Annotated in this window: 23 protein-coding genes; 12 read left to right on the top strand and 11 right to left on the bottom strand. The window is 66.5% G+C overall.

The window, feature by feature from the left end; genetic code table 11:
• Positions 1–67: 67 nt before the first annotated feature.
• Positions 68–1,342 carry an ATP-dependent RNA helicase RhlB gene (gene rhlB / locus C4S71_RS08540; RefSeq protein WP_103968859.1) on the bottom strand — a complete coding sequence of 425 codons (1,275 nt, stop codon included), beginning with the start codon at positions 1,340–1,342 and terminating at the stop codon, positions 68–70.
• Positions 1,343–1,488: 146 nt separating this feature from the next.
• Here rhlB and C4S71_RS08535 point away from each other — a divergent pair, with 146 nt between their 5' ends.
• Together C4S71_RS08535 and xthA are read left to right on the top strand one after the other, a co-directional pair.
• Entirely contained in the window at positions 1,489–1,749 is a 261-nt protein-coding gene (locus C4S71_RS08535) for a hypothetical protein (RefSeq protein WP_086510251.1), read from the top strand.
• Positions 1,746–2,579 (top strand): exodeoxyribonuclease III, encoded by an 834-nt coding sequence (gene xthA / locus C4S71_RS08530; RefSeq protein WP_086510250.1) that lies wholly within the window; start codon positions 1,746–1,748, stop codon positions 2,577–2,579. Before C4S71_RS08535 ends, xthA begins: the two co-directional genes overlap by 4 nt.
• Before the next feature lie 30 nt (positions 2,580–2,609).
• On the opposite strand, the gene C4S71_RS08525 is transcribed toward xthA, so the two are convergent.
• The 6 genes from C4S71_RS08525 to C4S71_RS08500 are packed head-to-tail and all read right to left on the bottom strand — an operon-like array spanning position 2,610 to position 7,527.
• Complete coding sequence (locus C4S71_RS08525; protein WP_234239184.1) at positions 2,610–3,689, bottom strand: tetratricopeptide repeat protein; 1,080 nt, start codon at positions 3,687–3,689, stop codon at positions 2,610–2,612.
• A gap of 4 nt (positions 3,690–3,693) precedes the next feature.
• Entirely contained in the window at positions 3,694–4,449 is a 756-nt protein-coding gene (locus tag C4S71_RS08520) for an energy transducer TonB (protein ID WP_103968858.1), read from the bottom strand.
• Positions 4,446–4,853 (bottom strand): ExbD/TolR family protein, encoded by a 408-nt coding sequence (locus C4S71_RS08515; RefSeq protein ID WP_103968857.1) that lies wholly within the window; start codon positions 4,851–4,853, stop codon positions 4,446–4,448. The genes C4S71_RS08520 and C4S71_RS08515 overlap by 4 nt, the downstream gene beginning before the upstream one ends.
• Positions 4,846–5,394, bottom strand: a complete 549-nt coding sequence (locus tag C4S71_RS08510) for a MotA/TolQ/ExbB proton channel family protein (RefSeq protein ID WP_086510247.1) — start codon at positions 5,392–5,394, stop codon at positions 4,846–4,848. Before C4S71_RS08510 ends, C4S71_RS08515 begins: the two co-directional genes overlap by 8 nt.
• Positions 5,378–6,757 (bottom strand): MotA/TolQ/ExbB proton channel family protein, encoded by a 1,380-nt coding sequence (locus C4S71_RS08505; RefSeq protein ID WP_086510246.1) that lies wholly within the window; start codon positions 6,755–6,757, stop codon positions 5,378–5,380. The genes C4S71_RS08510 and C4S71_RS08505 overlap by 17 nt, the downstream gene beginning before the upstream one ends.
• Positions 6,754–7,527 carry a DUF3450 domain-containing protein gene (locus tag C4S71_RS08500; protein WP_304481832.1) on the bottom strand — a complete coding sequence of 258 codons (774 nt, stop codon included), beginning with the start codon at positions 7,525–7,527 and terminating at the stop codon, positions 6,754–6,756. The genes C4S71_RS08505 and C4S71_RS08500 overlap by 4 nt, the downstream gene beginning before the upstream one ends.
• 253 nt (positions 7,528–7,780) lie before the next feature.
• On the opposite strand from C4S71_RS08500, the gene C4S71_RS08495 reads away from it, so the two are divergent.
• Positions 7,781–8,677, top strand: a complete 897-nt coding sequence (locus C4S71_RS08495; RefSeq protein WP_234239185.1) for an ABC transporter substrate-binding protein — start codon at positions 7,781–7,783, stop codon at positions 8,675–8,677.
• A 35-nt stretch (positions 8,678–8,712) separates the two neighbouring features.
• Here the strand turns inward: C4S71_RS08495 and fhuF are convergent, their stop codons facing one another.
• Together fhuF and fhuB are read right to left on the bottom strand one after the other, a co-directional pair.
• Positions 8,713–9,492, bottom strand: coding sequence for a siderophore-iron reductase FhuF (gene fhuF, locus C4S71_RS08490; RefSeq protein ID WP_103968856.1), 780 nt, complete (start codon positions 9,490–9,492; stop codon positions 8,713–8,715).
• Positions 9,493–9,538: 46 nt separating this feature from the next.
• On the bottom strand, positions 9,539–11,524 hold the full coding sequence (gene fhuB, locus C4S71_RS08485; protein WP_103968855.1) for a Fe(3+)-hydroxamate ABC transporter permease FhuB: 1,986 nt from the start codon (positions 11,522–11,524) through the stop codon (positions 9,539–9,541).
• Between the two features lie 198 nt (positions 11,525–11,722).
• Here fhuB and C4S71_RS08480 point away from each other — a divergent pair, with 198 nt between their 5' ends.
• From C4S71_RS08480 to C4S71_RS08440, 9 genes are all read left to right on the top strand, one after another.
• Positions 11,723–13,819 carry a TonB-dependent receptor gene (locus C4S71_RS08480; RefSeq protein WP_086510243.1) on the top strand — a complete coding sequence of 699 codons (2,097 nt, stop codon included), beginning with the start codon at positions 11,723–11,725 and terminating at the stop codon, positions 13,817–13,819.
• 162 nt (positions 13,820–13,981) lie between these two features.
• The gene (locus C4S71_RS08475; RefSeq protein ID WP_103968854.1) at positions 13,982–14,617 is read left to right on the top strand and encodes an MFS transporter; all 636 of its coding nucleotides are present in this window, start codon (positions 13,982–13,984) and stop codon (positions 14,615–14,617) included.
• A 37-nt stretch (positions 14,618–14,654) separates the two neighbouring features.
• Positions 14,655–15,185, top strand: coding sequence for a hypothetical protein (locus C4S71_RS08470; protein WP_146064594.1), 531 nt, complete (start codon positions 14,655–14,657; stop codon positions 15,183–15,185).
• Between the two features lie 95 nt (positions 15,186–15,280).
• A complete protein-coding gene (locus tag C4S71_RS08465; RefSeq protein ID WP_160113371.1) occupies positions 15,281–17,026 on the top strand; it encodes an IucA/IucC family protein in 1,746 nt (581 codons plus the stop codon).
• Entirely contained in the window at positions 17,023–17,922 is a 900-nt protein-coding gene (locus C4S71_RS08460; RefSeq protein ID WP_086510239.1) for a GNAT family N-acetyltransferase, read from the top strand. The genes C4S71_RS08465 and C4S71_RS08460 overlap by 4 nt, the downstream gene beginning before the upstream one ends.
• A complete protein-coding gene (locus C4S71_RS08455; RefSeq protein ID WP_200825261.1) occupies positions 17,922–19,733 on the top strand; it encodes an IucA/IucC family protein in 1,812 nt (603 codons plus the stop codon). The genes C4S71_RS08460 and C4S71_RS08455 overlap by 1 nt, the downstream gene beginning before the upstream one ends.
• On the top strand, positions 19,726–21,033 hold the full coding sequence (locus C4S71_RS08450; protein WP_103968852.1) for a lysine N(6)-hydroxylase/L-ornithine N(5)-oxygenase family protein: 1,308 nt from the start codon (positions 19,726–19,728) through the stop codon (positions 21,031–21,033). Before C4S71_RS08455 ends, C4S71_RS08450 begins: the two co-directional genes overlap by 8 nt.
• 160 nt (positions 21,034–21,193) lie before the next feature.
• Entirely contained in the window at positions 21,194–21,598 is a 405-nt protein-coding gene (locus C4S71_RS08445; RefSeq protein ID WP_086510237.1) for a hypothetical protein, read from the top strand.
• Positions 21,599–21,624: 26 nt separating this feature from the next.
• Entirely contained in the window at positions 21,625–22,392 is a 768-nt protein-coding gene (locus C4S71_RS08440; protein WP_103968851.1) for an ATP-binding cassette domain-containing protein, read from the top strand.
• 122 nt (positions 22,393–22,514) lie between these two features.
• Here C4S71_RS08440 and C4S71_RS08435 read toward each other — a convergent pair whose 3' ends face one another.
• Both C4S71_RS08435 and C4S71_RS08430 read right to left on the bottom strand, forming a co-directional pair.
• Positions 22,515–23,126 carry a superoxide dismutase gene (locus tag C4S71_RS08435; protein WP_086510235.1) on the bottom strand — a complete coding sequence of 204 codons (612 nt, stop codon included), beginning with the start codon at positions 23,124–23,126 and terminating at the stop codon, positions 22,515–22,517.
• Positions 23,127–23,307: 181 nt separating this feature from the next.
• A partial coding sequence (locus C4S71_RS08430; RefSeq protein WP_103968850.1) for an FAD-binding protein occupies positions 23,308–23,979 on the bottom strand: 672 nt, incomplete at its 5' end.

The following is a 23,979-nucleotide window of genomic DNA, read 5'->3' as shown; positions in this document are numbered from 1 at the left end:
GCCTCCCCGCCACGGTGATACTGGACAGGCAGGCACATCAGCGCTCAACTCAGCGTAACGAAATAGCTTAAAGCAGCCCCTCGGGCGGGTGCTCGCAGGGCAGCTTGTCCTGGATGTAGCGCTCGATCTCCGGCAGCGAGAAGGCATCCTCTTCGCCGACGAAACTGATCGACACCCCGGTGGCCCCGGCGCGGCCGGTACGGCCGATGCGGTGGACGTAATCCTCCGGGTCTTCCGGCAGGGTGTAGTTGATCACGTGGCTGACATCCTCGATGTGGATGCCGCGGCCAGCCACGTCGGTGGCTACCAGTACCTGCACCTCGCCCTCGCGGAAGCGCTCAAGGGTCTTGATGCGCTGATTCTGCGGCACGTCGCCGGAGAGCATGGCCACGTTGATATCGGCTTTCTTCAGCAGGCCCTCGAGCTTGCGCACCAGGTCGCGGCGATTGCCGAACACCATCACCCGGTCGAAGCTCTCCTGCTTCAACAAGTTGATCAGCAGGCGCTGCTTGTCGTCGTCGCTGACCATGTAGACGCGCTGATCGATATTGGCCTTGTTGTCCACCGTGACCTCGATCTCGACGTGGGTCGGCTGGTGGGTCCACTGGCTGGCCAGGTTGAGGATGTCCTCGGAGAAGGTGGCCGAAAAGAGGAAGGTCTGACGCTCTTCCTTCTTCGGCGTGTGGCGAATGATGCGCTTGACGTCGGGAATGAAGCCCATCGACAACATGCGATCGGCCTCGTCGAGCACCAGGATCTCGACCTGGGTGAGATCGACGTCGCGTTTCTCGTGGAAATCGAGCAGGCGACCGGGAGTGGCCACCAGGATGTCGAGCTTCTTGCCCAGGTGCTCGCGCTGCTTCTGGTAGTCCATGCCGCCGACCACGCTGGCCACGTTGAGGTCGGTGAAGCGCGCCAATGCCTTGGCGTCCTTCTCGATCTGCAGCGCCAGCTCACGGGTCGGCGCCACGATCAGCGCACGCGGTGCACCGGGCTTCTGCCCATTTGGCACCTCCTCCTCGAGGAAGTAGGCCAGGATCGAGATCAGGAAGGCAGCGGTCTTGCCGGTGCCGGTCTGGGCCTTGCCCACCACGTCGCCACCCAACAGGGTATGGGTCAGCGCTTCGGCCTGGATCGGCGTGCAGTACTCGAAGCCCAGGGCATGAATGGCGCGCATCAGCGGCAGCGGCAGATCGAAGTCGTGAAAGCGCCACTTGCCCGCGACGGCAGGCACCTGAAACTGGCGCAGGTCCCAGTTCGACTGGCTGCGACGCGGCTTGCGACGACGACGCTTGGGCTTGCGGTTCTCGGCCGGGGCTGTGGTCTGTTCCGACTCGCTCATAGGCTGTATGTCTTGTCCGTAGCAATGGGGTGAACTTCGTACAGCCGCGTATTGTACCAGCCTATGGCGAGGAGGGCGCGCCTCTTGCATCGGACTGGTAGAATGCACGCTCATGCTGCCATTCGACACCCATGGAGCCAGGCCTGATGACCCGCCGCAAGAAGACCCGCTCGCTGGCCGACAAGGTGACCATCCGCACCGGCAAGCGCAAGGACTACAAGAAGTGGCGCCACGAGAATCCCGACCAGGTGACCTCGTCGCGCCGCTTCACTCAGAAGAAGCGCCAGCAGCGCAAGCTGCAGGCGGCACGCAAGCTGGCCCGTCAGGAGCAGGGCGGCGGCATCGCCATCCACCCCACTCCCAACTCGGAACAGAGTGCAACGACCCACGAGGAGCACGACGAGTGACACGCCTTGTCTCGTTCAACATCAACGGTCTGCGCGCCCGGCTGCATCAGCTTGAGGCACTGATCGCCACTCACCAGCCGCTGGTGATCGGCTTGCAGGAAACCAAGGTGCATGACGACGAGTTTCCCCGCGAGGCGGTCGAGGCGATGGGCTATCACGTCCACTACCACGGCCAGAAGGGCCACTACGGCGTCGCACTCATGTGCCACAAGACGCTCTGCCCGAACGGGCCGGAAGAGGTCTTCTTCGGCCTGCCGGGCGACGGCGAGGAGTCCCAGCGTCGCCTGATCGGCGTGCGTCTGCGCACCGCCGACGGCGAGCCGTTGACCGTGTGGAACGGCTACTTCCCTCAGGGCGAGAACGTCGACCACCCCACCAAGTTTCCCAACAAGCGCGAGTTCTATGCGCAGTTGATCGAGCTGCTGCGGGAGCGGCATCGCCCTGACGAACGGCTGGTGGTGATGGGGGATTTCAACATCTCTCCCGAGGACATCGACATCGGCATCGGCGAAGACAACCGCAAGCGCTGGCTGCGCGAGGGCAAGACCAGCTTCCAGCCGATAGAACGTGAGTGGCTCGGCACGCTCAAGGCGTGGGGCCTCAGCGACAGCTATCGGGTGCGTTATCCAGAGGTGGACGACCGCTTCAGCTGGTTCGACTACCGCTCCCGCGGTTTCGAACGCGAGCCCAGGCGCGGCCTGCGCATCGACTATATCCTGGTCACGGCACCGCTGGCCGAGCGCGTGCGCGATGCCGGCATCGACTATGACCTGCGCGGCATGGAGCGCCCTTCCGACCACGCCCCGGTGTGGACCGAGTTCGCACTCTGAGCCACTCCTGACCCACTGGCTCTCGACTTGCTAGCGAGTCGAGAGCCAGTGCGGATCGATTTCCGCCCCTCGGCGCCGGGCTTGTTGCATCGCCTCCTGCGCCAGCTCGAGCCGCCCCCAGCCATTGGCCAGCAGCGCCAGGCGCTGCCAGTCGCCGCCCGCCTTGCTGCGCTGCGCCACCTCGCGCCAGGCATCCAGCGCCCGGTCGCGGTCGCGGGCCTGCTCCCAGGCGCGAGCCAGCAGGCGCCGATTGTCCAGGGTATCGGGCAGCACCTCGTCGGCCAGCGCCGCTTCGAGATATTCCGCAGCCCGGGCCGGCGTGCCGGCAATCAGGTGCAGCTCGATGCGCTGACGCAGGTCCGTCTCTCCCTTCAGTACTCCCAGACGCCAGCCGGCTTCCCAGATGGCCGCAGCGCGCTGGGCATCGCCCAACCCCTGAGCCAGTGCCGTCGCCCGTCGCCAGGCCTCGGGCGGAGCCTCGGCCCCCAGGGTAGCCTCCAGCCTTGCCAGGGCCTCTTCGCCACGCCCGGCGTGCTGGAACACGCTGGCAGCCAGCATCTGACGTCGCTCATCGGGAGCGGGGTCGTCCGCCAGCGCACGCTCGACCCAACCCACGGCCTCTTCCCAGCGTTGCAGCTCCGCCAAGGCACGCGCCAGACGCCAGCGGTCTTCGCTGCTGCCAGCGTGGCGTTCATGCCAGTCGAGCCACAGCGCCACCGCCTCTTCGGTCTGCCCCGAGGCCAAGCGCAAACGTGCCTCCTCGCGCAGCCAGCGGTCGCGCTGAGAGAGCGGCGCCTCCTGCACCCGCCGCGCCTGGCGCAGCTGATCGGCAGCGGATTCGCTGCGCCCTGCCCCGGCTTCTGCCCCCGCCGCCAGCTGGCGATACAGTGCAGCGGCCCAGCGGTCGGCGGTGTTGCCACCCTCCAGACGCTGCGCCTGTGTGCGTGCGCGCTCGGCCACGTTGTCATGCTCGCCCTGCTGCAGCTGCCGCTGGAGCTGCTCCAGATCGGCGATGATATCGCCTGGGAGTGCCGGCGCATCGGCTTGCGCCGCGGCGGCCAGCAGCAGACCGATACAGGCGATCAGGCGAATCGCGGCTCGCATCTTCATGGCCTTACCTCAGCTGGAACTCGAGACGTTGCCGCGCCCGGCGCACACCGCTGGCCGGCTCGAACTGCCAGCGCGCCACGGCCTGCTCGGCAGCCGAATCGAAGACGTTACGCGGCTGCGACTCGACCACGCGGATCGACGAACGGTCGACGCTGCCGTCGGGACGGATCAGGAACTGCAGCTCCACATGCCCTTCCAACCCTCGACGCTGGGCGCGTGATGGGTATTCCGGCGGCACGCGGCTGGTCGGGGCTATTTCACCCACGTCCACCGGCCCCGACTCGGCAGGCGCCGCCTGTTCGGTGTTCGGCCCCTGCTGTGCAGCGCTGGGCGCTGGGGCCGGCTGTGGCGCAGGCGCTGGCTCGGCGGCCGGCTCGGGCTGGAGTCGCGGTTCCGGCCTCGGCTCAGGCGGCGGTTCGGGCTGCGCCTCGGCAAGCTCGGGTAGCGTGGCGTCGAGCTCTACCGGCTCAATCGGCTCCGGCGGCAGCTCCGGCTCCGGCATGGCGATCGAACTCTCCAGCGGCGGCAGCGGCTCCGGCTGCGGAGGTGGAGTCGCCTCTACTTGCGGGGGCGGTGGCTCGGCACTGGGCTCGATCGTCTCCTCCTGCACCGGCTCCGGCGCCTCGACCATGCTCATGGTCATGCTGACGTCGACGACGTCGAACTCCTCCTCCGGCGGTGCCACCAGCAGCGCCAACAGCCAGAACAGCAGCAACGCCAGGGCCACCCCGCCGAGCGAAGAGAGAGGTATCCGCGTCACGACCGGCTCCGGCTGGCTGCCACTGCGACCTGCTCCACGCCGGCCTCGCGAATGCGGTCCATCACCTCGATCAACAAACCGGTGGTGGAGTCGCGGTCGGCCTGGATCACCACCGAGCCCTCTTCGCTTACCAGTCCGGCCACCTCGTTACCCACGCGGTGCAGATCCACCGCTCGGCCATCGACCCATACCGCCCCTTCGGGCGTGATGGCAACCATCACCTGGGCATCGGGCTGCGGTGTGGCGGCGCTCGACTCCGGCCGTTCGATCTCCACCCCACTCTCCTTGATGAAACTGGTGGTGACGATGAAAAAGATCAGCATGATGAAGACGACGTCCAGCATCGGGGTCAGGTTGACCTCGCTGGCCTCGCCGTCGTCGGCGCCAACTCGGCGTCTACGCATCGGTATCCTCCACGGCGCGGGCCAGACGGTCGTGCAGCCGCTGGTCCTCGCGTCGAATGATCTGCTCGAGGCGGCTGGTGAACAGCAGCCCCACCACCGCCACCGCCATGCCGGTCAAAGTCGGCAGGGTTGCGCGGGCCACGCCATCGGCCATGGCGCGGGCCTGACTGGTATCGGTCATCGCCAGGCTGTCGAACACGGCGATCATGCCGGTCACGGTGCCCAGCAGACCCAGCAGCGGGCACAGCGCCACCAGCAGCTTGAGCCACGGCAGCGGACGGCGCAGGCGTCCAATCAGCTCGCGCGCCCAGACCTCGCGCAGGGTCAGGGCGCTCCAGCTCAGGTGGTCCTGGCGCGCCGCCCAGCGTGCAATAAGGGCGCGTCTGGCCCGGCGGTAGGTGAGGCGGAAATACCACACCCGCTCCAATGCCAGGCTGAACAGCAGCATCGCCACCAGGGCGATGACAACCAGCACCACGCCACCGGCCTCGACCAGGCGCTGGAGCGGTTCAAGGCCCTCTGTCTCAAGCCAAGGCGGCATCGCGGCGTGCGCTCCCGGTCGCGACATCGGGTCCGTGGGGGCGCTGTTCGAGCTGCTCGGCCAGGGCGGCGCTGGCCTGCCCCTCGACCAGGCCCGCCAGATGGCGGCTGCGCCCGGCCAGGGCGGTGTGTGCGAACAGCAGCGGTACGGCGGTGATCAGTCCCAGTACCGTGGTGACCAGCGCCTGGCTGATGCCGCCGGCCATCAGCTGCGGGTCGCCGGTGCCGAACACGGTAATCGCCTGGAAGGTCACGATCATGCCGGTAACGGTGCCCAGCAGGCCCAGCAGCGGCGCCACTGCCGCCAGCAGCTTGACCAGCGGTTGGCCACGCTCCAGGCGCGGCAGCTCGGCCAGCACCGCTTCGTCGAGGCGCGCCTCGAGCGCCTCCGGCACGGGATCGTCGCGCAGTGCGCGGAAGCGCAGCAGCACACGCCCGAGCGGGTTGTCCTCGCGCAGCGTCGTGAGGTCGCGCAGCTGGCGGCGCATGGCCAGCGTCACTTTCAGCAGGTAAGCGTACTGCAGCAGGGCGACCAGCAGGCCGAGAGCGCCGAGCCCCACTACCACGTAGCCGACCGCCCCGCCTTGGTGGAAGCGTTCGACCAGACTCGGTCGCTGGGCCAGCGCCGCCATGACCTGACCACGGGTAGGGTCGAAGGTCAGCGAGCGCGACTCACCGGCATGGAACGCGGCCAGGCTGGCGGCCACTTCCCGCGGGGTGCGCTCGACTACCGACAGGGCCTGATCGTCGGCACCGCGACGCAGCAGATGTCCATCGGTGAAGGCAGTGAAGTCGCCCAGCCGGATCACCTCACGCGGCGCGATCACGCCATCGGCAGCAGCCACCGGCGCCTCGAAGCGAACCGCCCGGGCGGTATCGGCGGTCAGCGCCACCAGGCGGTCGGCGAACTCCTCGAGATGGGCGAGCTCGAGCACCTCGGCATCGTCGAACCGCGACGGCAGCCCCGCACCCTGCACGACCAGCCAGCTATCGGCCAGGCTGTCGCGCAGCTCACCGCCGTGCTGCTGCAGTGATGCCAGGATCGCCGCCAAGTCGTCTCCCTGCTCCTGCTGACGCGCTTCGAGTTCGGCCTGCCGTTGGCTCAGCACCTCGGCCTCAGCCTGTAGCTCAGTATTGCGCGTCTCGGCCTGCGCATGGGCGGCACGGGCCTCCTCGAGCGCGGCTTCCAGGGCGCCCCGATCCTCCAGCAGCTCGGCCAGGCGCGCCTGGTCGCGGGCCTCGGCGGCCTCGCGCTCGGCACGTAGAGTAGTCAGCGGCTCGGACTGAGCCATGACCGGAGCTGTCAGAAAGAGGGCCATCAGCAAGCCGGCCGTGAAAGAGAACGAGTGGCACAAGGTCTTCATGCGTCGCCCTCCAGAGCCCGTTCGAGCGGCTGCGAAACCGGCAGCGTAAGCAGTTCCGGCGCCCGGCGGTCGCGAGCGATACGCAAGCCGTTGCGAACCTCGCGGCGCTGGGCCTCGTTCAGCGGTGCCCAACTGCCGCTGTCGGCCTGCCAGACGCGCCCGGCGCGCCCATCCGGGGTCAGGTAATAGAAGCCCACGCGTCCCAGCCGCAGGTAATCCACCTCGCGGCGCGAGTCGCCCTCGCCGAGATAGCCGCGCCAGGCATCGACCTCACGACCGTAATCGAGCTCAGCGCGCCACGCCGAGACGATCCGCTCCCATCGCTCGGCGCCGGACAGTGCCTCGCCCTGGGAGCGCAGGCTGGCGACCCGCGCCAGCCGCTCCTCGCGCAGGAACGGCATGTCGCCATCGACCCACTGCTCGAGCCGCTCGATCAGACGCTCCTCCAGCACCGGCAAGGCTTCACGGGTCTCCGCCAGGGTATCGAGTGCCGCCTCACGGCGATCCAGTGTCTCGGCCAGACGCTCGTTGCGCGGTGCGAGTTCGGCGTTCTCACGCGTCAGGCGGCGCTCGGCGCGCTCGAGCTCGCGCAGCTCCTCGAGCATGGCCCGGGTCTCGTCATCGGCGGCGTCGATGCGCACCTGAAGCTCGGCCTGGCTGCGCTGGGCCTCACGCGACTCTTGATATAACGCAGAGTCGGCGGACGCCGAGGCGACCAAGCCCAACCCGAGAACAGCCCCCCAGAGGCATGGATGGCGAAACGGTCTCACGTTCTAACTCCCGGCTGAACGGCGTGTCACGAAGAAGCGCTGATACTGCATCAAAAACGCTCAGACGCTTCCAGCAAAGCGCATGACGATGCCACAAATGATAACAGTTATCAATATTATTGCGAGCACCTCTTTCCCTGCAGATCACTACTCGGTGGAAGACGAATGCGCGCGAATGGTTTTTAATAACGATTTTCAATCGCTTTCCACAGGCGACGCGACAGCCCAACACCAAGCAAAGGAATGGCTTTGCATGAACCTCAAGACGCATATTGCCTGGTTGGCGTCGGCAATGCTCGGCTCGACCCTGCCGGCACTGGCCTGTGCCCAGCCCCATGACGATACCGCCGCCGCGGTAGCCGGTGCCAACGCAGGCCTTGTCGCTCTCGACTGGACTCTGGCCGAAACGCTGGTCGCCCTGGACATGCCACCCGACGGAGTCGCTCAGGTAAGCGACTACCACAGTTGGGTCGGCGAGCCTCGACTACCGGGAAGCGTCATGGATATCGGGCTTCGCGCACAGCCCAATGTCGAACTGCTGGCTCAGCTCGACCCCGCGCACATTCTCATCTCCCCGATGTTCGGCTACCTGGCGCCTCGACTCGAGAGGATCGGCCCGGTCGATACATGGGCGATTTACACACCTCAGGGCGCTACCTGGAGTCAGATTCTCCACCTCACTCGCGAGCTTGGCGCCGCTTACGGTCGCCAGGATGAAGCCGAAGCGTCGATTGCCGCCACCGAGGCGCGCTTCGAGACGCTACGCCGGGCGCTGCCGGAAGAAATGCCACCTTTGCTGGTCGTTCAGTTCATGGACGAACGGCATGTACGGGTCTTCGGTGAGCACGGTCTGTTCCAGGCCGTGCTGGACCGCCTGGGCCTGGAGAACGCCTGGCAGGGCGAGACCAACCACTGGGGCTTTTCGCTAGTCGGGCTGGAGGCGCTGCTCGGCTTGGACGCCCGCCTGGTGGTGGTGGAGCCCTACCCCGTCGGCATCGAAGAGAAGCTCGCCACCAGCGCGCTCTGGCAACGACATCCCAGCGTGCGTGACGGCAGCATGATCACGCTGCCGCCGGTCTGGAGCTTTGGCGCCCTGCCCTCGGCGCAACGCTTCGCCGAGCTGCTCGCTGGCGCGCTCGCCGATTCCTAGATGCTATCCCGAAAGGCACCCGACGCACCCGATGCTCACCGCAGCCGCTTGTTGGGGCGGTGCTCGGGCTTCAACGGGCAGCCACCGCACAGCGGCTCGCCTGGCAGGCGATACTTGACGCAACACAACCGCCGCACCCGAGCCGGCGCTTCACCGCTCAGCTCGAGGTAGCGCACCGGCTGGAAGAGCGGGTTGCGCCGCCCGCCAGGAAACGTCTTGGTGTCGAGATAGCGCAGCAGCGGCTCTCCGGCCGCGGTGAAGAATGGATGTCGTGAGCACAGCTGCCCCACGTATTCCACGTAGTGGCCCAGGTTGCTCCAGAACACCTTGGGCGAAAGCCCCGAGCGCTCGGCCAGCATCTCGATCAAAGGCGTACAAAAATCATCGAACAGCGTCGCGAAGCGGGTCTCGAAGCAAAGTGACGTCAGGGAAGCGCCGCCATCACGCAGCCACAGGCGAGTTGCCTCGCCCCGGTCGCCTAGCTCGACGCGCAGTTGTTCCGGACTCACCGGCAGCTCCCGCCCCAACAGCAGATTGGCCACCAGGGCCGGTATCGAGACCAGGCTGAAGAGATACTTCGACCAGACCGACGCTGCTGCCATACGATCTGCCCCCTCACCGAAACTGGCCGTATAGCGTGCCATCAGCTCATCGAGTGTTGCCCGATCGAGCAACGCACTGCCAGGCAGCGTGGCCACCACCGGCGGACCGAACCCCGGGGCCTTGAGACTATCCAGGGGCGGCTGACGATAGAGCGCCAGTAGCGCCTCGACCGGATCCGCCTGGCGAGTGACGAGCTCGACTACGTGCGTCATGCGTATCTCCTGTAACCATCCCCTATCCACTGGGCATCGATACCCCTCACAGCCTCCGCAACCCCCACATGAAGTAGGCGCCGCCGATCAGCGAGGCAACCAGCCCGGCGGGAATTTCATAAGGGAAAATGATCTGACGGCCCACCCAGTCGGCCAGCACCATCAGCAGCATGCCTACCAGTGCCGCCCCCAGCAGATGCTGGCGCGCCCGGGACAGCCCCAGCAGCCTGGCCATGTGCGGCGCCAGCAACCCGACGAAAGAGAGCGGCCCCACCACCAGGGTGGCGCAGGCGGTCAGCAGGGCCACCAGCAGCAGCAACACCAAGCGAGCGCGATTGAGAGCAATGCCCAATGCCTGAGTCGTGGGTGCCCCCAGGGGCAGGATGTCCAGCCAGCGGGTCAGCGGCAGAGTGCACAACGCCAGCAGCACGGCCAGGATTCCCACCACCAGGGCGCCGGTGAGATCGACGTAGTAGGTGGACCCCGCCAGCCAGGCGAGCACCTGCTGCCCGCGCGGATCTCCACCTGCCAGCATCACGCTGCGCACGGCATCGAACAGCGCCGTTACCGCCACCCCGGTGAGCAGCAGGCGCTCGGGCAGGAAGCCGCTGCGACGATTGAGCGCCACCAGAATCAGCAGCGTGGCAAATGCCCCCAGGGTGCCGATGCCGACCAGCACACCGCTGGTCGGCGCCGGCAGCAGGAAGATCCCCAGGATCAGGGCAATCGCACAGCCGCCGCTGATGCCCAGCACCTCGGGGCTGGCCATGGGATTGGCGGAGAGCCGCTGCAGAAGCGTACCGGCCACCGCCAGCATCAAGCCGCTGGCTGCCGCCGCCAGCACCCGGGGCATGCGCCACTGCATCACGCCCCAGTGATCCGGCGACAGCCAGTACCAGCCATTCACCCCCTGTCCCAGCAGCAGGCCCAGGGCGGCAGCCAACAGTAGACCGGTGGCCAGGCGAGAGGCCAGACGCCCGGGTGCGGGATGTCGGCTGGCCAGCACGGCCGGCGGTTGTGGCGCCCGGTTACCCTGCAGCTTCAGACGCGTGATCAACCACAGCAGCAGCGGCGCCCCCAGCGCGCCGGTCACCGCGCCGGTGGGAATCAGCATCGGCAACGTGCCGGCAAGGCTCTGCAGCAGCAGATCGGTAGTGGCCAGCAGCACCGCCCCCAGCAGCGTGCCCCACAGCAGCCGCTCGCCGAGACGCCGCGCCCCGGCCAGGCGCACGATATTGGGCGCTACCAGACCGATGAAGCCGATGACCCCCACCACACTGACGATGCTGCCGGTGATGAACACCGCCAACCCCATGCCAGCGAAGCGCAGATAGGTAAGCGACACCCCCAGGCTCCTGGCGCTGGCATCGTCCAGCTCCAGCACCGCCAGGGGGCGCAGCAACAACCAGGCCGCCACGGCGGCGATGGCCAGCCGCGGCCAGAGTATCGCCACGCCGTCCCAACCGTTCTGGGCCAGTGAGCCGGCGCCCCAGATCAGTAGCCCTGACAGCGCCTCGTGATTGAACAACAGCAATGCCGTGGCCAGTGCGCCCAGGTAGAGGTTCACCACCAGCCCTGCCAGCACCACCACGATCGGTGCCAAGCCCCGCCGCCAGGCCAGCATGAATACCAGGCCCACCGCCAGTCCACCGCCGGCCAGCGCCACCCATTCGCGGCCAATGGTCAGCAGCCCAGGTGCCATCAGGGTGGCCATCATCAGCGCCAGATTGGCCCCGGAAGCCACGCCCAGCGTAGTGGGCGATGCCAGCGGGTTGCGCAGCACTTGCTGCATCAGGACCCCGGCCAGCGCCAACCCACCGCCGGCCAGCAGTGCAACCGAGAGTCGCGGCCACCAGGCGTAGTGCAACAGCAGTTGGTCGATATCCTCGAACGAAGGCGACCACAGCGCCTGGAAGCCCAGCGCCATACCGCCCTGGGCCTCCAGCCCCAGCCAGAACAGCACCACCAGCGGCAGGCTCAGCAACCAGCAGGTCAGCGCCGGCATACCACCGCGCATCGTGCGCCCCGTCATTTCCGCCTCTCCCGCGGCCCTTGCCGTACCCGGCGGCATCCTGTCGTCAGCCATGCGGCTCCTTGTGGCTCATCTTTGGCTCATCGATTCATCGGCCATCAACAAACGCTAACAATTATCATTGATATCTTTTTTGTTAATGATACTCTTTCCCATCCAACAGCACCACTACTCGAGTCTTCCAGGCAAGGGAATCCCATGAAGAAGCGCATAGCCCTCGGTTTCACCGTGGTTGCCGGCTCGGCGGCCATGACCGTTCACGCCCAAGAACACCAGGACACCATGGTGGTAGTGGGATCTCGCACTCCCACTCAGATCAGCCAGATACCCGGCGCGGTGTGGATAATCGAAAAGGAGGAGCTGCAGCAGCAGATCGAAGCCGGCGCCGATCTCAAGACCGCTCTGGGCAGGCTCGTGCCCAGCCTCGACATGGCTCCCGAGGGGCGCACCAACTATGGCCAGAACCTGCGCGGCCGCAGCGTGCAGGTATTGATCGACGGCGTGTCGATGAACAGTTCTAGGGGCCTGTCTCGTCAATTCGACGCCATCGACCCCTTCAACATCGAACGCGTCGAGGTGCTCTCCGGAGCCAGCAGTCTCTATGGCGGCGGCGCCACCGGCGGCATCGTCAACATCATCACCCGCAAGGGTCGGGCCGGAGGGCCGGATTGGCGCACCGAGGTCGGGGTCACCACCGGCTTCAATCGCAGCAGCGATCTCGACAAGCGGATCGCTCAGTCGGTCAGCGGTGGCAACGAACGGGTGCAGGCCTATCTCGGCACCGCCTTCCAGGACAATGGCCGCCAGTTCGACGGTCGCGGCAACGAGATCTTCCCCGATCTCGCTCAGACCGACCTGCAGGACAACCGCAGCATCGACGTGCTGGGCAACCTCACCTTCCAACTGAATGACGCTCAAACCCTGGAACTCGCTGCCCAGCTCTACCGCTCGGGCTACGAGGGGGATCGTGGGGTCTACTTTCCCCATCTGGACGCCGCCAGCCCCAGTCTGGCGGACGCCGAGATCCGTGACGGCTATCGTTCCGACCGCGACCCGGCCACCGATCGCAAGATGGTAAACCTGCAGTACCATCACGCCGACCTGCTGGGACAGAACTTCTATCTGCAGGCTTTCCATCGCGAGGAGGAAGCCAGCTTCCAGGCCTTCCCCTACCCGGTCGCGGGTGGCTCCGAGTTCCGCGCCTCCCAGCAGAACACCGAGCTCAGCGGCCTCAAGGCGCTGTTCGATGCACGACTGAACGAACGGATCGGTCTCATCTACGGCCTGGATGCCGATCGCGAGAGCTTCGACGCCAGCCAGATGACCTTCGACAAGGCCGTATCCGACGCCACCGGCGGGCTGGTACAGGAACAGGCCAGCATCGCACCACGCTATCCCGGCTACCGGGTCGACACTCTCGCCGCCTTCGCCCAGGTCGACTGGCAGGCGACCGATGCTCTCAAGCTATCGGCCGGTGTCAGGCGCCAGCACTCCGACGTAGAGGTCGACGACTTCAACGGCATTCCCGGCGGCGAGAACGACTACGACGCCACCCTGCTCAACGCCAGCGCGCTCCACGACTTCGGTAACGGCCACCAGAGCTGGCTGCGCTACAGCCAGGGATTCGAACTTCCCGATCCGGCCAAGTATTACGGCCGTCCCGGCATCAGCGTCGGCGCCAACCCGCTCTCCGCCATCGAGACCGACCAGGTCGAACTCGGCTGGCGTTACCAGGGCGGCGACTGGGTGGCCCAGGCGGCGGTCTACTACGCCTGGTCCGACAAGGCACTGGAAATCAACAGCGGCGACCTGAGCGTCGACGTGGTCGACGACAGGAAGCGCGACTATGGCATCGAAGGTGCCCTGACCCGCTACTTCTCGGATGGCCTCGAAGTCGGCGGCACCCTGCACCTGGTGCGCTCGGAGCAGGAGAACGACGAGGGCGGATGGGAGAAGCGCGATGCCCGCTACGCCTCGCTCTCCTCGGCGACCGCCTTCGTCGGCTGGCGAGACCACGTCCATTCGGCCCGCCTGCAGGCCAACCACACCTTCGATCTGGAAGATGAGGCCGAGCGCAAGATCGACGGCAACACCACCCTGGATCTGGCGCTCAGCCGACAGACCGACTTCGGCAAGTTCAGCCTCGGCGTGCAGAACCTGCTGGACGAGAGCTACTCCACGGTGTGGGGCCAGCGCGCGGCGATGTTCTACTCGCCCTACTATGGCCCGGAATACCTCTACGACTACCAGGGCCGCGGGCGCACCTACAGCCTGACCTGGTCGATGGACTACTGACCCGTCTTCATTGCGATGCCGCTCGCCCGCTCAAGCCCACTCTCGCAGTGGGCTTTTTCCTGCCCGCAAACCAGCTCTCTTCACAAGCCGATACATTGTCGCGCTTGACGGCACTTGCTTAACTAATAACAATTCTCAATTGTATTTACCAAGGAGCCGATCATGCGCTTCCCTCCCCTGTGGCGAATCAGTGCCTGTGCGGCATTGCTCGGCCTCGGCCAGAACGGCCTGCTGGTCGCGCTGCCGGTGCTGGTGGAGCGCTTCGGCCTGCCACTGTCGCAGTGGGCCGGTCTGATCCTGCTGGGTTCGATGCTGTTCCTGCTGGGCAGTCCCTTCTGGGGGCGGATCGCCGATCGTCACGGGGCACGCGGCGTGGTGATCCAGGCTCTGCTGGGCTACGTAACCAGCTTCGCCCTGATCGGCTTCGCTCTGTGGACGGCGGCCCACGGCTGGCTGGGCGACGGCGCGCTGCTGGCCCTGGTGGCGGCAGCACGGGTGCTGTACGGCCTGACGGTCTCGGGCATGGTGCCGGCCTGCCAGCAGTGGTCGCTGGCCTTGCATGACGGCGAGGAGCGGGTCAAGGCACTGGCCGCCATCAGCGCCGGACTCAGCAGCGGTCGCCTGCTTGGGCCGCTGATTGCCGCCGCCAGCTTGAGCCTTTCCGCCCATGCGCCCTTCGTGGTGATGCTGCTGTGCGGCATGCTGGCCCTGCTGCTGCTCCGGGGGATACCGGCCCCGACTCCCCAGCTCCCGTCTGCCGCCAGTCGAGCCGCTCGACTGCCACGCGGCCCCCCTTGATCTGCTGCCCTGCCTGGCCATTGCACTGCTGCTGGCGATGTCAGCATCGCTAATGCAGTTGGGCCTTCCCGGTGCCCTGCAGGGCAGGCTCGACATCGACGCCACCCGGGCCGGCCACCTGATGGGGATCCTGCTGTCGCTCGGTGCACTGGGTGCCCTGACCATCCAGTTGGGTATCACTCGTCACCGTCGGCTGTCCGGTTATGCCCTGCTGGCCCTGGGGGCGCTGGGGCTGGTAACCGGTTACGGAGTGCTGACGATGGCCATCGGCCCGGCCAGCTTCGGCCTGGGCATCATGATCGCCAGCGTCGGTGCCGCCCTGGCCGTGCCCGGATATACCGACGCCGCTACGCGTCAGCGCTCCCCGGGTGCCAGCGCCGGCTTGCTGGCCATGGCCCATACCCTGGGCTACGGCGCCGCGACACTGACGGTCAGTCTGGCCGCCGCCGCTCACCTGTTGCCACTGTCGCTCGCCGCCGCCTGCGTCCTCCTGCTGTTCGTTCCCATGACCAGGAACCACTTCCGGATCATGCCGGCGACCTCGCGGATCACGCCCACCCACGACTGACTCAGGCCCAACATGCGGGCCGCAAGGAGCCACGACACGACACAAAGAATCAAATGCTTCTCATTAGTCTTATTTTTATCAACACGGAGGTTCCCATGGCGACTACTACCGATGCCGCTCCCCTGAACGAGGTCGACCCAGCCGCGAGCTGCTTCTTCAATGCCCTGCTGCGCGAGACCCGCGCCTGGCGGCTCGATACCACCGGTCACGGAGAAGTGGCGCGTCTGCCCATCACCGAAGGCGAGCTGCAACTGCGACTACGGCACCGCAGTGCCAGCGGCGAATGCCGCTTCCAGTGGCCCATTCTGTGGTGCAAGGCGGGTGCCTCCCAGGCGGTCGATTTCGCCACCGCCCTGGAGCACATTCTGGCAACACCGGCCCTGGTGGGACCGCTCGACGCCACCGCCCGTCACACCTTCCGCGAGCGGGTACTGGAGAGTCGGGCCAATACCCGGGCCAGCCTCGATGACAGGGACGATCTCGCTCATCTGCAAAACGGCCCGCTGACCTTCGCCGAGGCGGAGCAGGGCCTGCTGGCCGGTCACGCCTTCCACCCCGCCCCCAAGTCCCGGGCCCCGTTCAGCGAGGCCGAGGCACGCGCTTTCTGCCCCGAGCACCGCGCCCGCTTCGGTCTCGCCTGGTGGGCGGTGGCTCCACCGCTCGCAGCCGGCGACTCCAGCCGCGACATCACCGCTGCCAACCTCGCCCTCGAGCTGCTGCCAGCGAACCTGGCCACCCGCCTGCCGCCCTGCTTCAGCGCCCTGCCCATGCATCCCTGGCAGGCACTGCAGCTGCGCCGCCAAGCCTGGGTCCAGGCACAGGAGCGACGTGGTCAACTGGTGTGGCTTGGCAACAGCGCCGCGGAGTGGCTGCCGACCTCGTCGCACCGCTCACTCTACGCGCCCCGAGCCCCCTGGATGGTCAAGGGCTCGCTGTCGGCGCGCCTGACCAACTCGCTGCGCCTGCTCAGCCTCAAGGAGGTCCGACGCGGCCTGCATCTGGACCGCTGGATGCGCGAGCTCGACGTGGCCCGGCGCTTTCCCGGTTTCGCCGTGATGCAGGAACCGGCCTGGCTGGGCTGGCTCGATGCCAAGGGTGACGTCGACCCCGCCAGCCTGGTGGTACTGCGCGAGAACCTGCTGCTCGGGGCGGCGGAAACCGAGACAGTGGTGCTGGCCACCCTGACGCAGCAGCCGCTCGGCCCCGGCCGCCAGACGCTGCTCGCAGCGCGCCTGCGTGCCAAGGCCCAGGCGCTGGGCGAGCCGCTGCCTCAGGTCGCACGCGGCTGGTTCGGTGCCTTTTGCGAACGCGTGCTGACACCCCTGTTCGGCCTCGCCGTGGAGGACGGTATCGTGCTGCTGGCCCATCAGCAGAACATCGTGCTACGGCTCGACGATGGCTGGCCGGTGGGCATGTTCTACCGCGACTGCCAGGGCAGCGGCGTGGGCGACCGCTTCCTCGAACGGCACCCGCAACTCGCGCCGCCGGAGAACCACTGGCCACAGGCTACCCTGCGGCGCTACTTCCTCTATTACCTGCTGATCAACTCCACCTTTGCCGTCATCAGCGCCCTGGCGGCCGACGGCCTGGTCGACGAAGCCCTCCTGCTACGCGATCTGAGCGTCCATCTCGAAGGACTGCGCACACAGCTCGATGGCGATCTCGACTGCCTGGACCACGCCCTGCATGCCGCCCGACTGGAGGTCAAAGGCAACTTCTTCTGCTACCTGAGCGGCATCAACGAGGCCACCCTCGCCGAGCCGGCGCGCCTCTATCTGCCGCTGGACAACCCCCTGGCGGCCACTACCGCCACCGCTCGCCACCAAGGAGTCCCGGCATGAGCATCACTCTGGACACCCCGCCACGTACCGACATCGTCCCGCTGCAGGACGCAGCCGCCCGTCTGGTGCGCGATGCGACGACGGAATCGCTGATCGAGCGCATCGATGCCGTCTTCGCTCACCATCCCGAGCTGGCACTGCTGATCCTCGAGCCGGCCGCCTGGCAGGAGCATGCCGACTGGCCCCGGCTGGTCGAGGCACTCGGCGGTGGCCGCGTGCTGCGCAGCGATTTCTATCAACAACCCTGGGATTGGCTGAGGCATCCCCCCACCCGCCCTGAACAGACCCCCTTCGAGAGCGGTAACGGCCATCCCAGGCGTCCCGCCAAGCCCAGCGGCCTCGTCTATCGGCGCGCCGATCCACGCCTCGGGCGCATCTTCTCGCTGCGCCTGATCGAGCTCGATCGCGACCTCGAGCGCTTCGTGCAGTGGATGCACCTGCCGCGGGTCGCAGAGTTCTGGGAGCAGGCATGGCCCGCCAGCGAACTCGCCGACTTCATCGTGCAGCGACTCGCCGACCCGCACACTCTGCCGCTGATCGGCGAGTTCGACGGCCGCCCCTTCGGCTATTTCGAGCTCTACTGGGCCGCCGAGGACCGACTCGCCCCCTATTACCCCTGGGCCTCCTTCGACCGCGGTCTGCACCTGCTGGTAGGCGAAGAGGACGTTCGCGGGGCCCGTTTCGTCGATGCCTGGCTGGGTGGGCTGTCCCACTACGCCTACCTCGCCGAGCCGCGCACCCGCCGCCTGGTGCTGGAACCACGCCACGATAACCACCGCCTGTTCCGCCACCTCGAGCGCCTGGGCCTGACACGGCTGCGCGACTTCGACTTCCCCCACAAGCGAGCCAGCCTGGTGATGGGTCAGCGTGAACGCTTCTTCCGGGAGATGCTGTGATGGAGTCGCTCGATACCTGTCTGACGCCGCACTGGGAAACGGTCAATCGCGAGCTGATCGCCAAGATGATCGGTGAGCTGGCTTATGAACAGGTCATCGTGCTGACCTACGACGGCGACCGCCAGCGGCTCGACCTGGGCGAGAGCGGGGTCTGGCGCTTTCAGGCCAGCCCCAATCTGTGGCGACACCCCCAAGTCGACCCCGCCAGCCTGGAGCCCCCCGCCGGCGTCCCCCTGGAAGCCGCCGATTTTCTCCTCGCTCTGGCGCCGCTGCTCGGCATGAATGACGCCCAGGTCGCCGAGCATCTGGAGGACCTGTTCGCCACCCTTCGCGCCGACTGCCGGCTGCGCGAAGCCCGCCGCGGACTGAGCGCCGATGCAGCCATTCTGCTGCCCGAGCCGCAACGTCAACGCCTGCTCGACGGCCATCCCAAGTTTCTCTTCAACAAGGGCCGCCGCGGCTGGGGATTGGAGGCCCTGGCACGCTACGCCCCGGAGCATGGCAGCGCCTTCCGCCTCGCCTGGGTGGCCATCGCCGCCGATGCCCTGGAGTGCGGTGGCGGCCCCATCGACGCCGCTCCCCTGCTCGACTCGGCGCTGGACGAGTCGGAGAAGGCCCGGCTGTACCAGGCCCTCGCCCAGCGGGTGACCGACCCTGCCAGCTATCGGCTGCTGCCGGTTCACCCCTGGCAGTGGCAGCAGTGGCTCGGCCCCCTGCACACCGCCGACATCGCCCACCGTCGCCTGGTCTACCTTGGCGAATTCGGCGACAGCTACGTGCCTCAGCAATCGCTGCGCACCCTGACCAACGTCAGCCGGCCAGCGGCCTACGACATCAAACTGCCGCTGACCATCATGAACACCTCCTGCTATCGCGGCATTACCGGCCGCTTTCTGCTCGCCGGCCCCGCCGCCTCGGCCTGGCTGAAGGCCCGGGCACACGACGACGAGGAATTCGCCCGCGTGAATCTGGAGATCCTCGCCGAGCCCGCAGGGGCCGTGCTGCCTCATGGGCAGTATGCCCGTCTGCCGCAATCGCCCTATCGCTACCGCGAGCTATTCGGGGTGATCTGGCGCGAGTCACTGGCACCACGACTGGCAGCCAACGAGCAGGCGCTGCTGATGGCCGAGCTGATGCAGGTCGACGAGCAGGGGCGCCCCTGGCTCGCCGCCTACCTGACGGCTGCCGGTGCTCACGCCCCTCAGGCTGCACAGGCCTGGCTCACTCGGATGTTCGAGGTCACCCTGGTGCCGCTGTGGCACCTGATGTGCCGCTACGGCGTGTCACTGATCGCCCACGGCCAGAATCTGACCCTGGTCCTGCGTGACGGCTGGCCCCACCGCCTGGCCCTCAAGGACTTTCAAGGCGACCTGCGGCTGGTCGACGAGGAGTTCCCCGAGGCCCACGACCTGCCCGCCGAGCTCAAGAGCGTCACGGTGCGCCTGCCTCCGGAGAAGCTGATCCATGACCTGCAGACCGGGCATTTCGTCACTACCTTACGCTTCATTGCCCCTCACGCCGCAGCCTGCGGGGTTTCGGAGACGTGCTTCTATCGCCTGTGTGGTGACGTGCTCGCCGCCTACCGCAATCGACATCCCGAGTTGGCCGAACGCTTCACCCGCTTCGAACTGTTCGCCCCGCGCATCCTGCGCCTGACGCTCAATCGCGCCAAGTTCCTGCATGCCACCGACGCGGCTGCGGAACGCATGCTCGCCGAGATGGAACTGCGCGTCGACAACCCGCTGCACTTCGTCCGTCTGCCGGCCGATTCAGCCGGCGCCGCCAAGACACAGGAGGTGTCCCATGTCTGACTCCCACGTTCTCGACCTGGCCGGCCTGGGCGCCGGCCCCTTCAACCTGAGCATCGCCGCGCTGGCCGACTCTCATCTGCCACGGCTCGCCACGCGCTTCTTCGAGCGCCGCCGCGACCCGGCCTGGCACCCTGGGCTGATGCTTCCCGACACCCATCTACAGACCGGTTTTCTCAAGGACCTGGTCACCGCCGTGGCACCGGACAGCCGCCACTCCTTCCTGCGCTACCTGGTCGAGCACCACCGCTTCTACCGCTTCCTCAACGCCGAGCTGGGTACCGTCAGCCGCGCCGAATTTTCCGACTACCTGGGCTGGGCTGCCCGGCGCCTGGACAACGTCGCGCTCGGCGAGGAGGTACGCGAGGTGCGGCTCGATGCGCGCGGCTTTCGGCTGCGCACCGATGCCGACGACTACCGTGCCCGCCATCTCTGCCTGGGTACCGGCAAGCGCCCCTGGCTGCCGGACTTTGCCGAGGCGCTGCGTGGGCCCCACTGCCTGCACGCCGCCGAGATCGCCAGGAGCCGGCGTGACTTCAACGAGCGCCGCGTGGTGGTGGTCGGCGGTGGCCAGAGCGGCGCCGACATCTTCCTCAATGCCCTGCGCGGCCATTGGGGCCAGCCGCGGGAGCTGCACTGGATCTCACGACGACGCAATTTCGAACCCCTCGATGAAACCGCCTTCACCAACGAGTACTTCACGCCGGACTACACGCGCAGCTTCCACGCGCTTCCCCGCGAGATCCGTGAGCGTGAGGTGGCAGCCCAGAAACTGGCCAGCGATGGCATCACCCCAGCCGCCCTGCAGACGCTCTACCGCGAGCTCTACCACCGGTTCGACGTGCTCGGCGAGCCCCGCTGGGCACGGCTCTTTCCTCACCGCGAGGCCATCGCCCTGGAGCGCAGCGGCCTCGGCTTCACCTTGACCACCACGCATGGGCTCACCGGCGGGAAGGAGCGCTTCAATGCAGATGTCATCGTTTTCGCCACCGGCTTCTGTTCCCACCTGCCGGACTGTCTCGCCGACCTGGCCCCGCGCCTGGAACGCGATGCCCATGGCGAGCTGGTGCTGGGCCCCCACTTCGAAGCGAGCTGGGACGGGCCTACTACGCACCGCATCTATGCGGTCAATGCCGGCCGTCACAGTCACGGTATCGCGGAGCCTCAGCTGTCGCTGATGGCCTGGCGCTCGGCAACGATCCTCAACCATGTTGCCGGCCACCAGGCCTTCGACCTGCAGGAGGACGATGGCCCCATCGAATGGCACCCCACAGCCGAGCCACGCTGGGTCCAGGCGATCTGACGCTTCTTGCCTGTGCCCCCGTTGGCTGCCGTTGCGGCCCGCTCGTGGCTGACGAGCGGGCCCAGACACGGTCAGGATTGACTGGCGGCCTGAGTTTGACATGGCGCTGCTCATCGATCAAAATGCAAATCAATCTCATTGAGATTTTTTATGGTGCCCCATGACTGCGGAACGCTCCCAGCTCTACTACACCTGCGTCTTCCTGCACGTCTCCTTCCAGGCCGTGCACAACTCGGTGGCCACCTCACCGAAGCGGGATGACACGCCCTGCTGGCTGGATGCCCAGATGCTGCGCATGCTCCTCAGCGAACTGCAGCGCTGCCGCAGGGAGGCAGCACCTTTCAAGGAGGTCCGCCAGCCGCTGGATACTGCGGTCTATCACTGCGGCTTGCTGATGGCCCAGTGCCCTGCCGCCCTTGACCGCCAGCTCTGTCAGCACCATCTCGAAGCCATCATGGCACCGCTCAAGGAAGCCACGGTCCAGCTTTCGGGAACCGCCAACCGTACCGCTGTCAGCCGCGCCTCATCGCCGGGCCAACGCCTTCGCAGTTGGCTGGGGTGGTAGTCGATTCTTCGTGCAAGGAATCCAACATGCTAGAGGTCAAGGAAGCTTGCTTCGAGGTCAACGGCAAGCGCCTGCTCCAGCCAGCCAGCCACGCCTTCTCGGAGGGCAAGGTCTACGGTTTGATCGGCCACAACGGCTCGGGCAAGTCGACCTTGATCAAGCTGCTCGCCCAGCAGCAGCCTGCCAGTCGGGGCAAAATCCTGCTCGACGGAAAGCCACTCGAGGACTGGGGGCAACGTGAGTTTGCCCGTCGCGTGGCCTACCTGCCCCAGCATCTACCCAGCGCAGAAAACCTGATTGGCCGCGAGCTGATCGGCTTCGGCCGCTATCCCTGGCATGGCCTGCTGGGGCGCCAAACGCCCAAGGACAAGGCCGCCATCGAGCGAGCCATCGAACTCAGCCACACCGAGGCCTTTGCCGACCGCCTGGTGGACACCCTCTCCGGCGGCGAACGCCAGCGCGTCTGGCTGGCCATGCTGCTGGCACAAGAAAGCCGTTTCCTGCTGCTCGACGAGCCACTGGCGGCCCTGGACATCGCTCATCAAATGGAAGTGCTGAGCCTGATTCGTAAACTGTGCGACGAGCTCAGGCTGTGCGTGATCATCGTGTTGCACGACATCAACATGGCCTCGCGCTACTGCGACGAGCTGCTCGCCCTGCACAGCGGTCGGGTGCTGGCCCACGGCTCTCCCGAGCGCATCATGACCGGCTCCACTCTGGAAGCCATCTACGGCCTGCCGATGCAGGTCATGCCCCATCCCAGCGGCAGCCACCGCATCGCCGTGGCACACTGAGTGAAATCGCGAACGTCTGCCAAGCGACATACGGCGGGACGAACCGTGGCCGCCTAACAACCGACCAACGAAAACGCCGCAGCCTGGGGCTGCGGCGCTGGTCTTGCGAAGCGAACCTGGGATCAAGAAGCGGCACGCTGATAGCGACGCTCCACGTCTTCCCAATTGATCACGTTGAAGAACTCGGCGATGTAGTCAGGACGCTTGTTCTGAAACTTCAGGTAGTAGGCGTGTTCCCACACGTCCAGGCCCAGCACTGGAGTGTTGCCGTTGGAAATGGGGCTGTCCTGGTTGAGAGTGTTCTCCACTACCAGTTTCTTCTCCGGCGTTACGCTGAGCCAGGCCCAGCCGCTGCCGAAGCGCCCCAGAGCCGCTTTGGTGAAGGCGTCCTTGAAGGCATCGAAACCGCCCAGTTCGCTGTCGATGGCCTCGGCCACCTTGCCTTGAGGCTTGCCGCCTCCGTTGGGCGACATCATCTGCCAGAACATGGTGTGGTTGGAGTGCCCACCGCCGTTGTTGATCACCGCCTGGCGCTTGTCGGCCGGCACGCGATCGAGATTGGCGAGCAGCTCATCGACCGGCATGTCTTCCAGGCCCGTTCCCTCCAGAGCGGCATTCAGGTTGTTGACGTAGGTCTGGTGGTGGCGCGAGTGGTGAATCTCCATCGTCAGCGCGTCGATGTGGGGTTCCAGCGCATCGTAGGCGTAGGGAAGGTCAGGCAGTGTATGCGGCATGTTTACTCCTCCATGAAAGCAGCGGATTCCGGGATATCCCCATGACTGCATCCACCAAGCATGGCAAAGAGTGAGCATTTACGCTAATAGCCAAGGCACAGATTTCCCTATAGACAATCCTGATCGAGCCGCAACGCAAAAAGCCGGCACATGGCCGGCTTTTCACCTTCACTGACGGGGCTTAGAGCTTGCTCTCGAGCTCCGGCAGGATCTCGAACAGGTCGCCCACCAGGCCGTAATCCGCCACCTGGAAGATCGGCGCCTCTTCGTCCTTGTTGATCGCCACGATCACCTTGGAGTCCTTCATGCCGGCCAGGTGCTGAATGGCACCGGAAATACCCACGGCGATGTAGAGCTCCGGCGCGACGATCTTGCCGGTCTGGCCCACCTGCATGTCGTTGGGCACGAAGCCGGCGTCCACCGCCGCCCGCGAGGCCCCGATGGCGGCACCCAGCTTGTCGGCGATACCGTCGAGCAGCTTGAAGTTCTCGCCGCTGCCCATGCCGCGTCCGCCGGAGATGACCACCTTGGCCGCTGCCAGTTCGGGACGGTCGCTCTGGGCCAGCTCCTGCTTGACGAAGGCGGACTGACGGTTCTCCACCACCGTGTCGACGCTCTCGATGGCGGCACTATTCCCTTCGCCCACGGCATCGAAGCCGGTGCTGCGCACGGTGATCACCTTGAGGCTGTCGGCGCTCTGCACCGTGGCGATGGCGTTGCCGGCGTAGATCGGACGCTTGAAGGTGTCGGCGTCGACCACTTCGACGATCTCGGAGAGCTGGCTGACGTCCTTCAGCGCGGCAACCCGCGGCAGCACGTTCTTGCCGGTGGTGGTGGCGGCAGCCAGCACGTG

Origin of the sequence: Billgrantia desiderata (assembly GCF_900108215.1) — a bacterium.
Classification (GTDB): Bacteria; Pseudomonadota; Gammaproteobacteria; order Pseudomonadales; family Halomonadaceae; genus Halomonas; species Halomonas desiderata.
The sequence above is the reverse complement of the archived record's forward strand: the minus strand, read 5'-3'. Positions and strand labels throughout refer to the sequence as shown.

Coding starts and splice junctions, on each gene's coding strand:
- fhuF (WP_103968856.1), bottom strand. CDS start 9,492: ATGACGCACGTAGTCGAGCTCGTCACTCGCCAGGCGGATCCGGTCGAG.
- C4S71_RS08445 (WP_086510237.1), top strand. CDS start 21,194: ATGACTGCGGAACGCTCCCAGCTCTACTACACCTGCGTCTTCCTGCAC.
- C4S71_RS08480 (WP_086510243.1), top strand. CDS start 11,723: ATGAAGAAGCGCATAGCCCTCGGTTTCACCGTGGTTGCCGGCTCGGCG.
- C4S71_RS08495 (WP_234239185.1), top strand. CDS start 7,781: ATGAACCTCAAGACGCATATTGCCTGGTTGGCGTCGGCAATGCTCGGC.
- C4S71_RS08475 (WP_103968854.1), top strand. CDS start 13,982: ATGCGCTTCCCTCCCCTGTGGCGAATCAGTGCCTGTGCGGCATTGCTC.
- C4S71_RS08450 (WP_103968852.1), top strand. CDS start 19,726: ATGTCTGACTCCCACGTTCTCGACCTGGCCGGCCTGGGCGCCGGCCCC.
- C4S71_RS08435 (WP_086510235.1), bottom strand. CDS start 23,126: ATGCCGCATACACTGCCTGACCTTCCCTACGCCTACGATGCGCTGGAA.
- C4S71_RS08465 (WP_160113371.1), top strand. CDS start 15,281: ATGGCGACTACTACCGATGCCGCTCCCCTGAACGAGGTCGACCCAGCC.
- C4S71_RS08505 (WP_086510246.1), bottom strand. CDS start 6,757: ATGAAGACCTTGTGCCACTCGTTCTCTTTCACGGCCGGCTTGCTGATG.
- C4S71_RS08470 (WP_146064594.1), top strand. CDS start 14,655: ATGTCAGCATCGCTAATGCAGTTGGGCCTTCCCGGTGCCCTGCAGGGC.
- C4S71_RS08525 (WP_234239184.1), bottom strand. CDS start 3,689: ATGAAGATGCGAGCCGCGATTCGCCTGATCGCCTGTATCGGTCTGCTG.
- C4S71_RS08515 (WP_103968857.1), bottom strand. CDS start 4,853: ATGCGTAGACGCCGAGTTGGCGCCGACGACGGCGAGGCCAGCGAGGTC.
- rhlB (WP_103968859.1), bottom strand. CDS start 1,342: ATGAGCGAGTCGGAACAGACCACAGCCCCGGCCGAGAACCGCAAGCCC.
- C4S71_RS08440 (WP_103968851.1), top strand. CDS start 21,625: ATGCTAGAGGTCAAGGAAGCTTGCTTCGAGGTCAACGGCAAGCGCCTG.
- C4S71_RS08535 (WP_086510251.1), top strand. CDS start 1,489: ATGACCCGCCGCAAGAAGACCCGCTCGCTGGCCGACAAGGTGACCATC.
- C4S71_RS08455 (WP_200825261.1), top strand. CDS start 17,922: ATGGAGTCGCTCGATACCTGTCTGACGCCGCACTGGGAAACGGTCAAT.
- fhuB (WP_103968855.1), bottom strand. CDS start 11,524: ATGACGGGGCGCACGATGCGCGGTGGTATGCCGGCGCTGACCTGCTGG.
- C4S71_RS08460 (WP_086510239.1), top strand. CDS start 17,023: ATGAGCATCACTCTGGACACCCCGCCACGTACCGACATCGTCCCGCTG.
- C4S71_RS08510 (WP_086510247.1), bottom strand. CDS start 5,394: ATGCCGCCTTGGCTTGAGACAGAGGGCCTTGAACCGCTCCAGCGCCTG.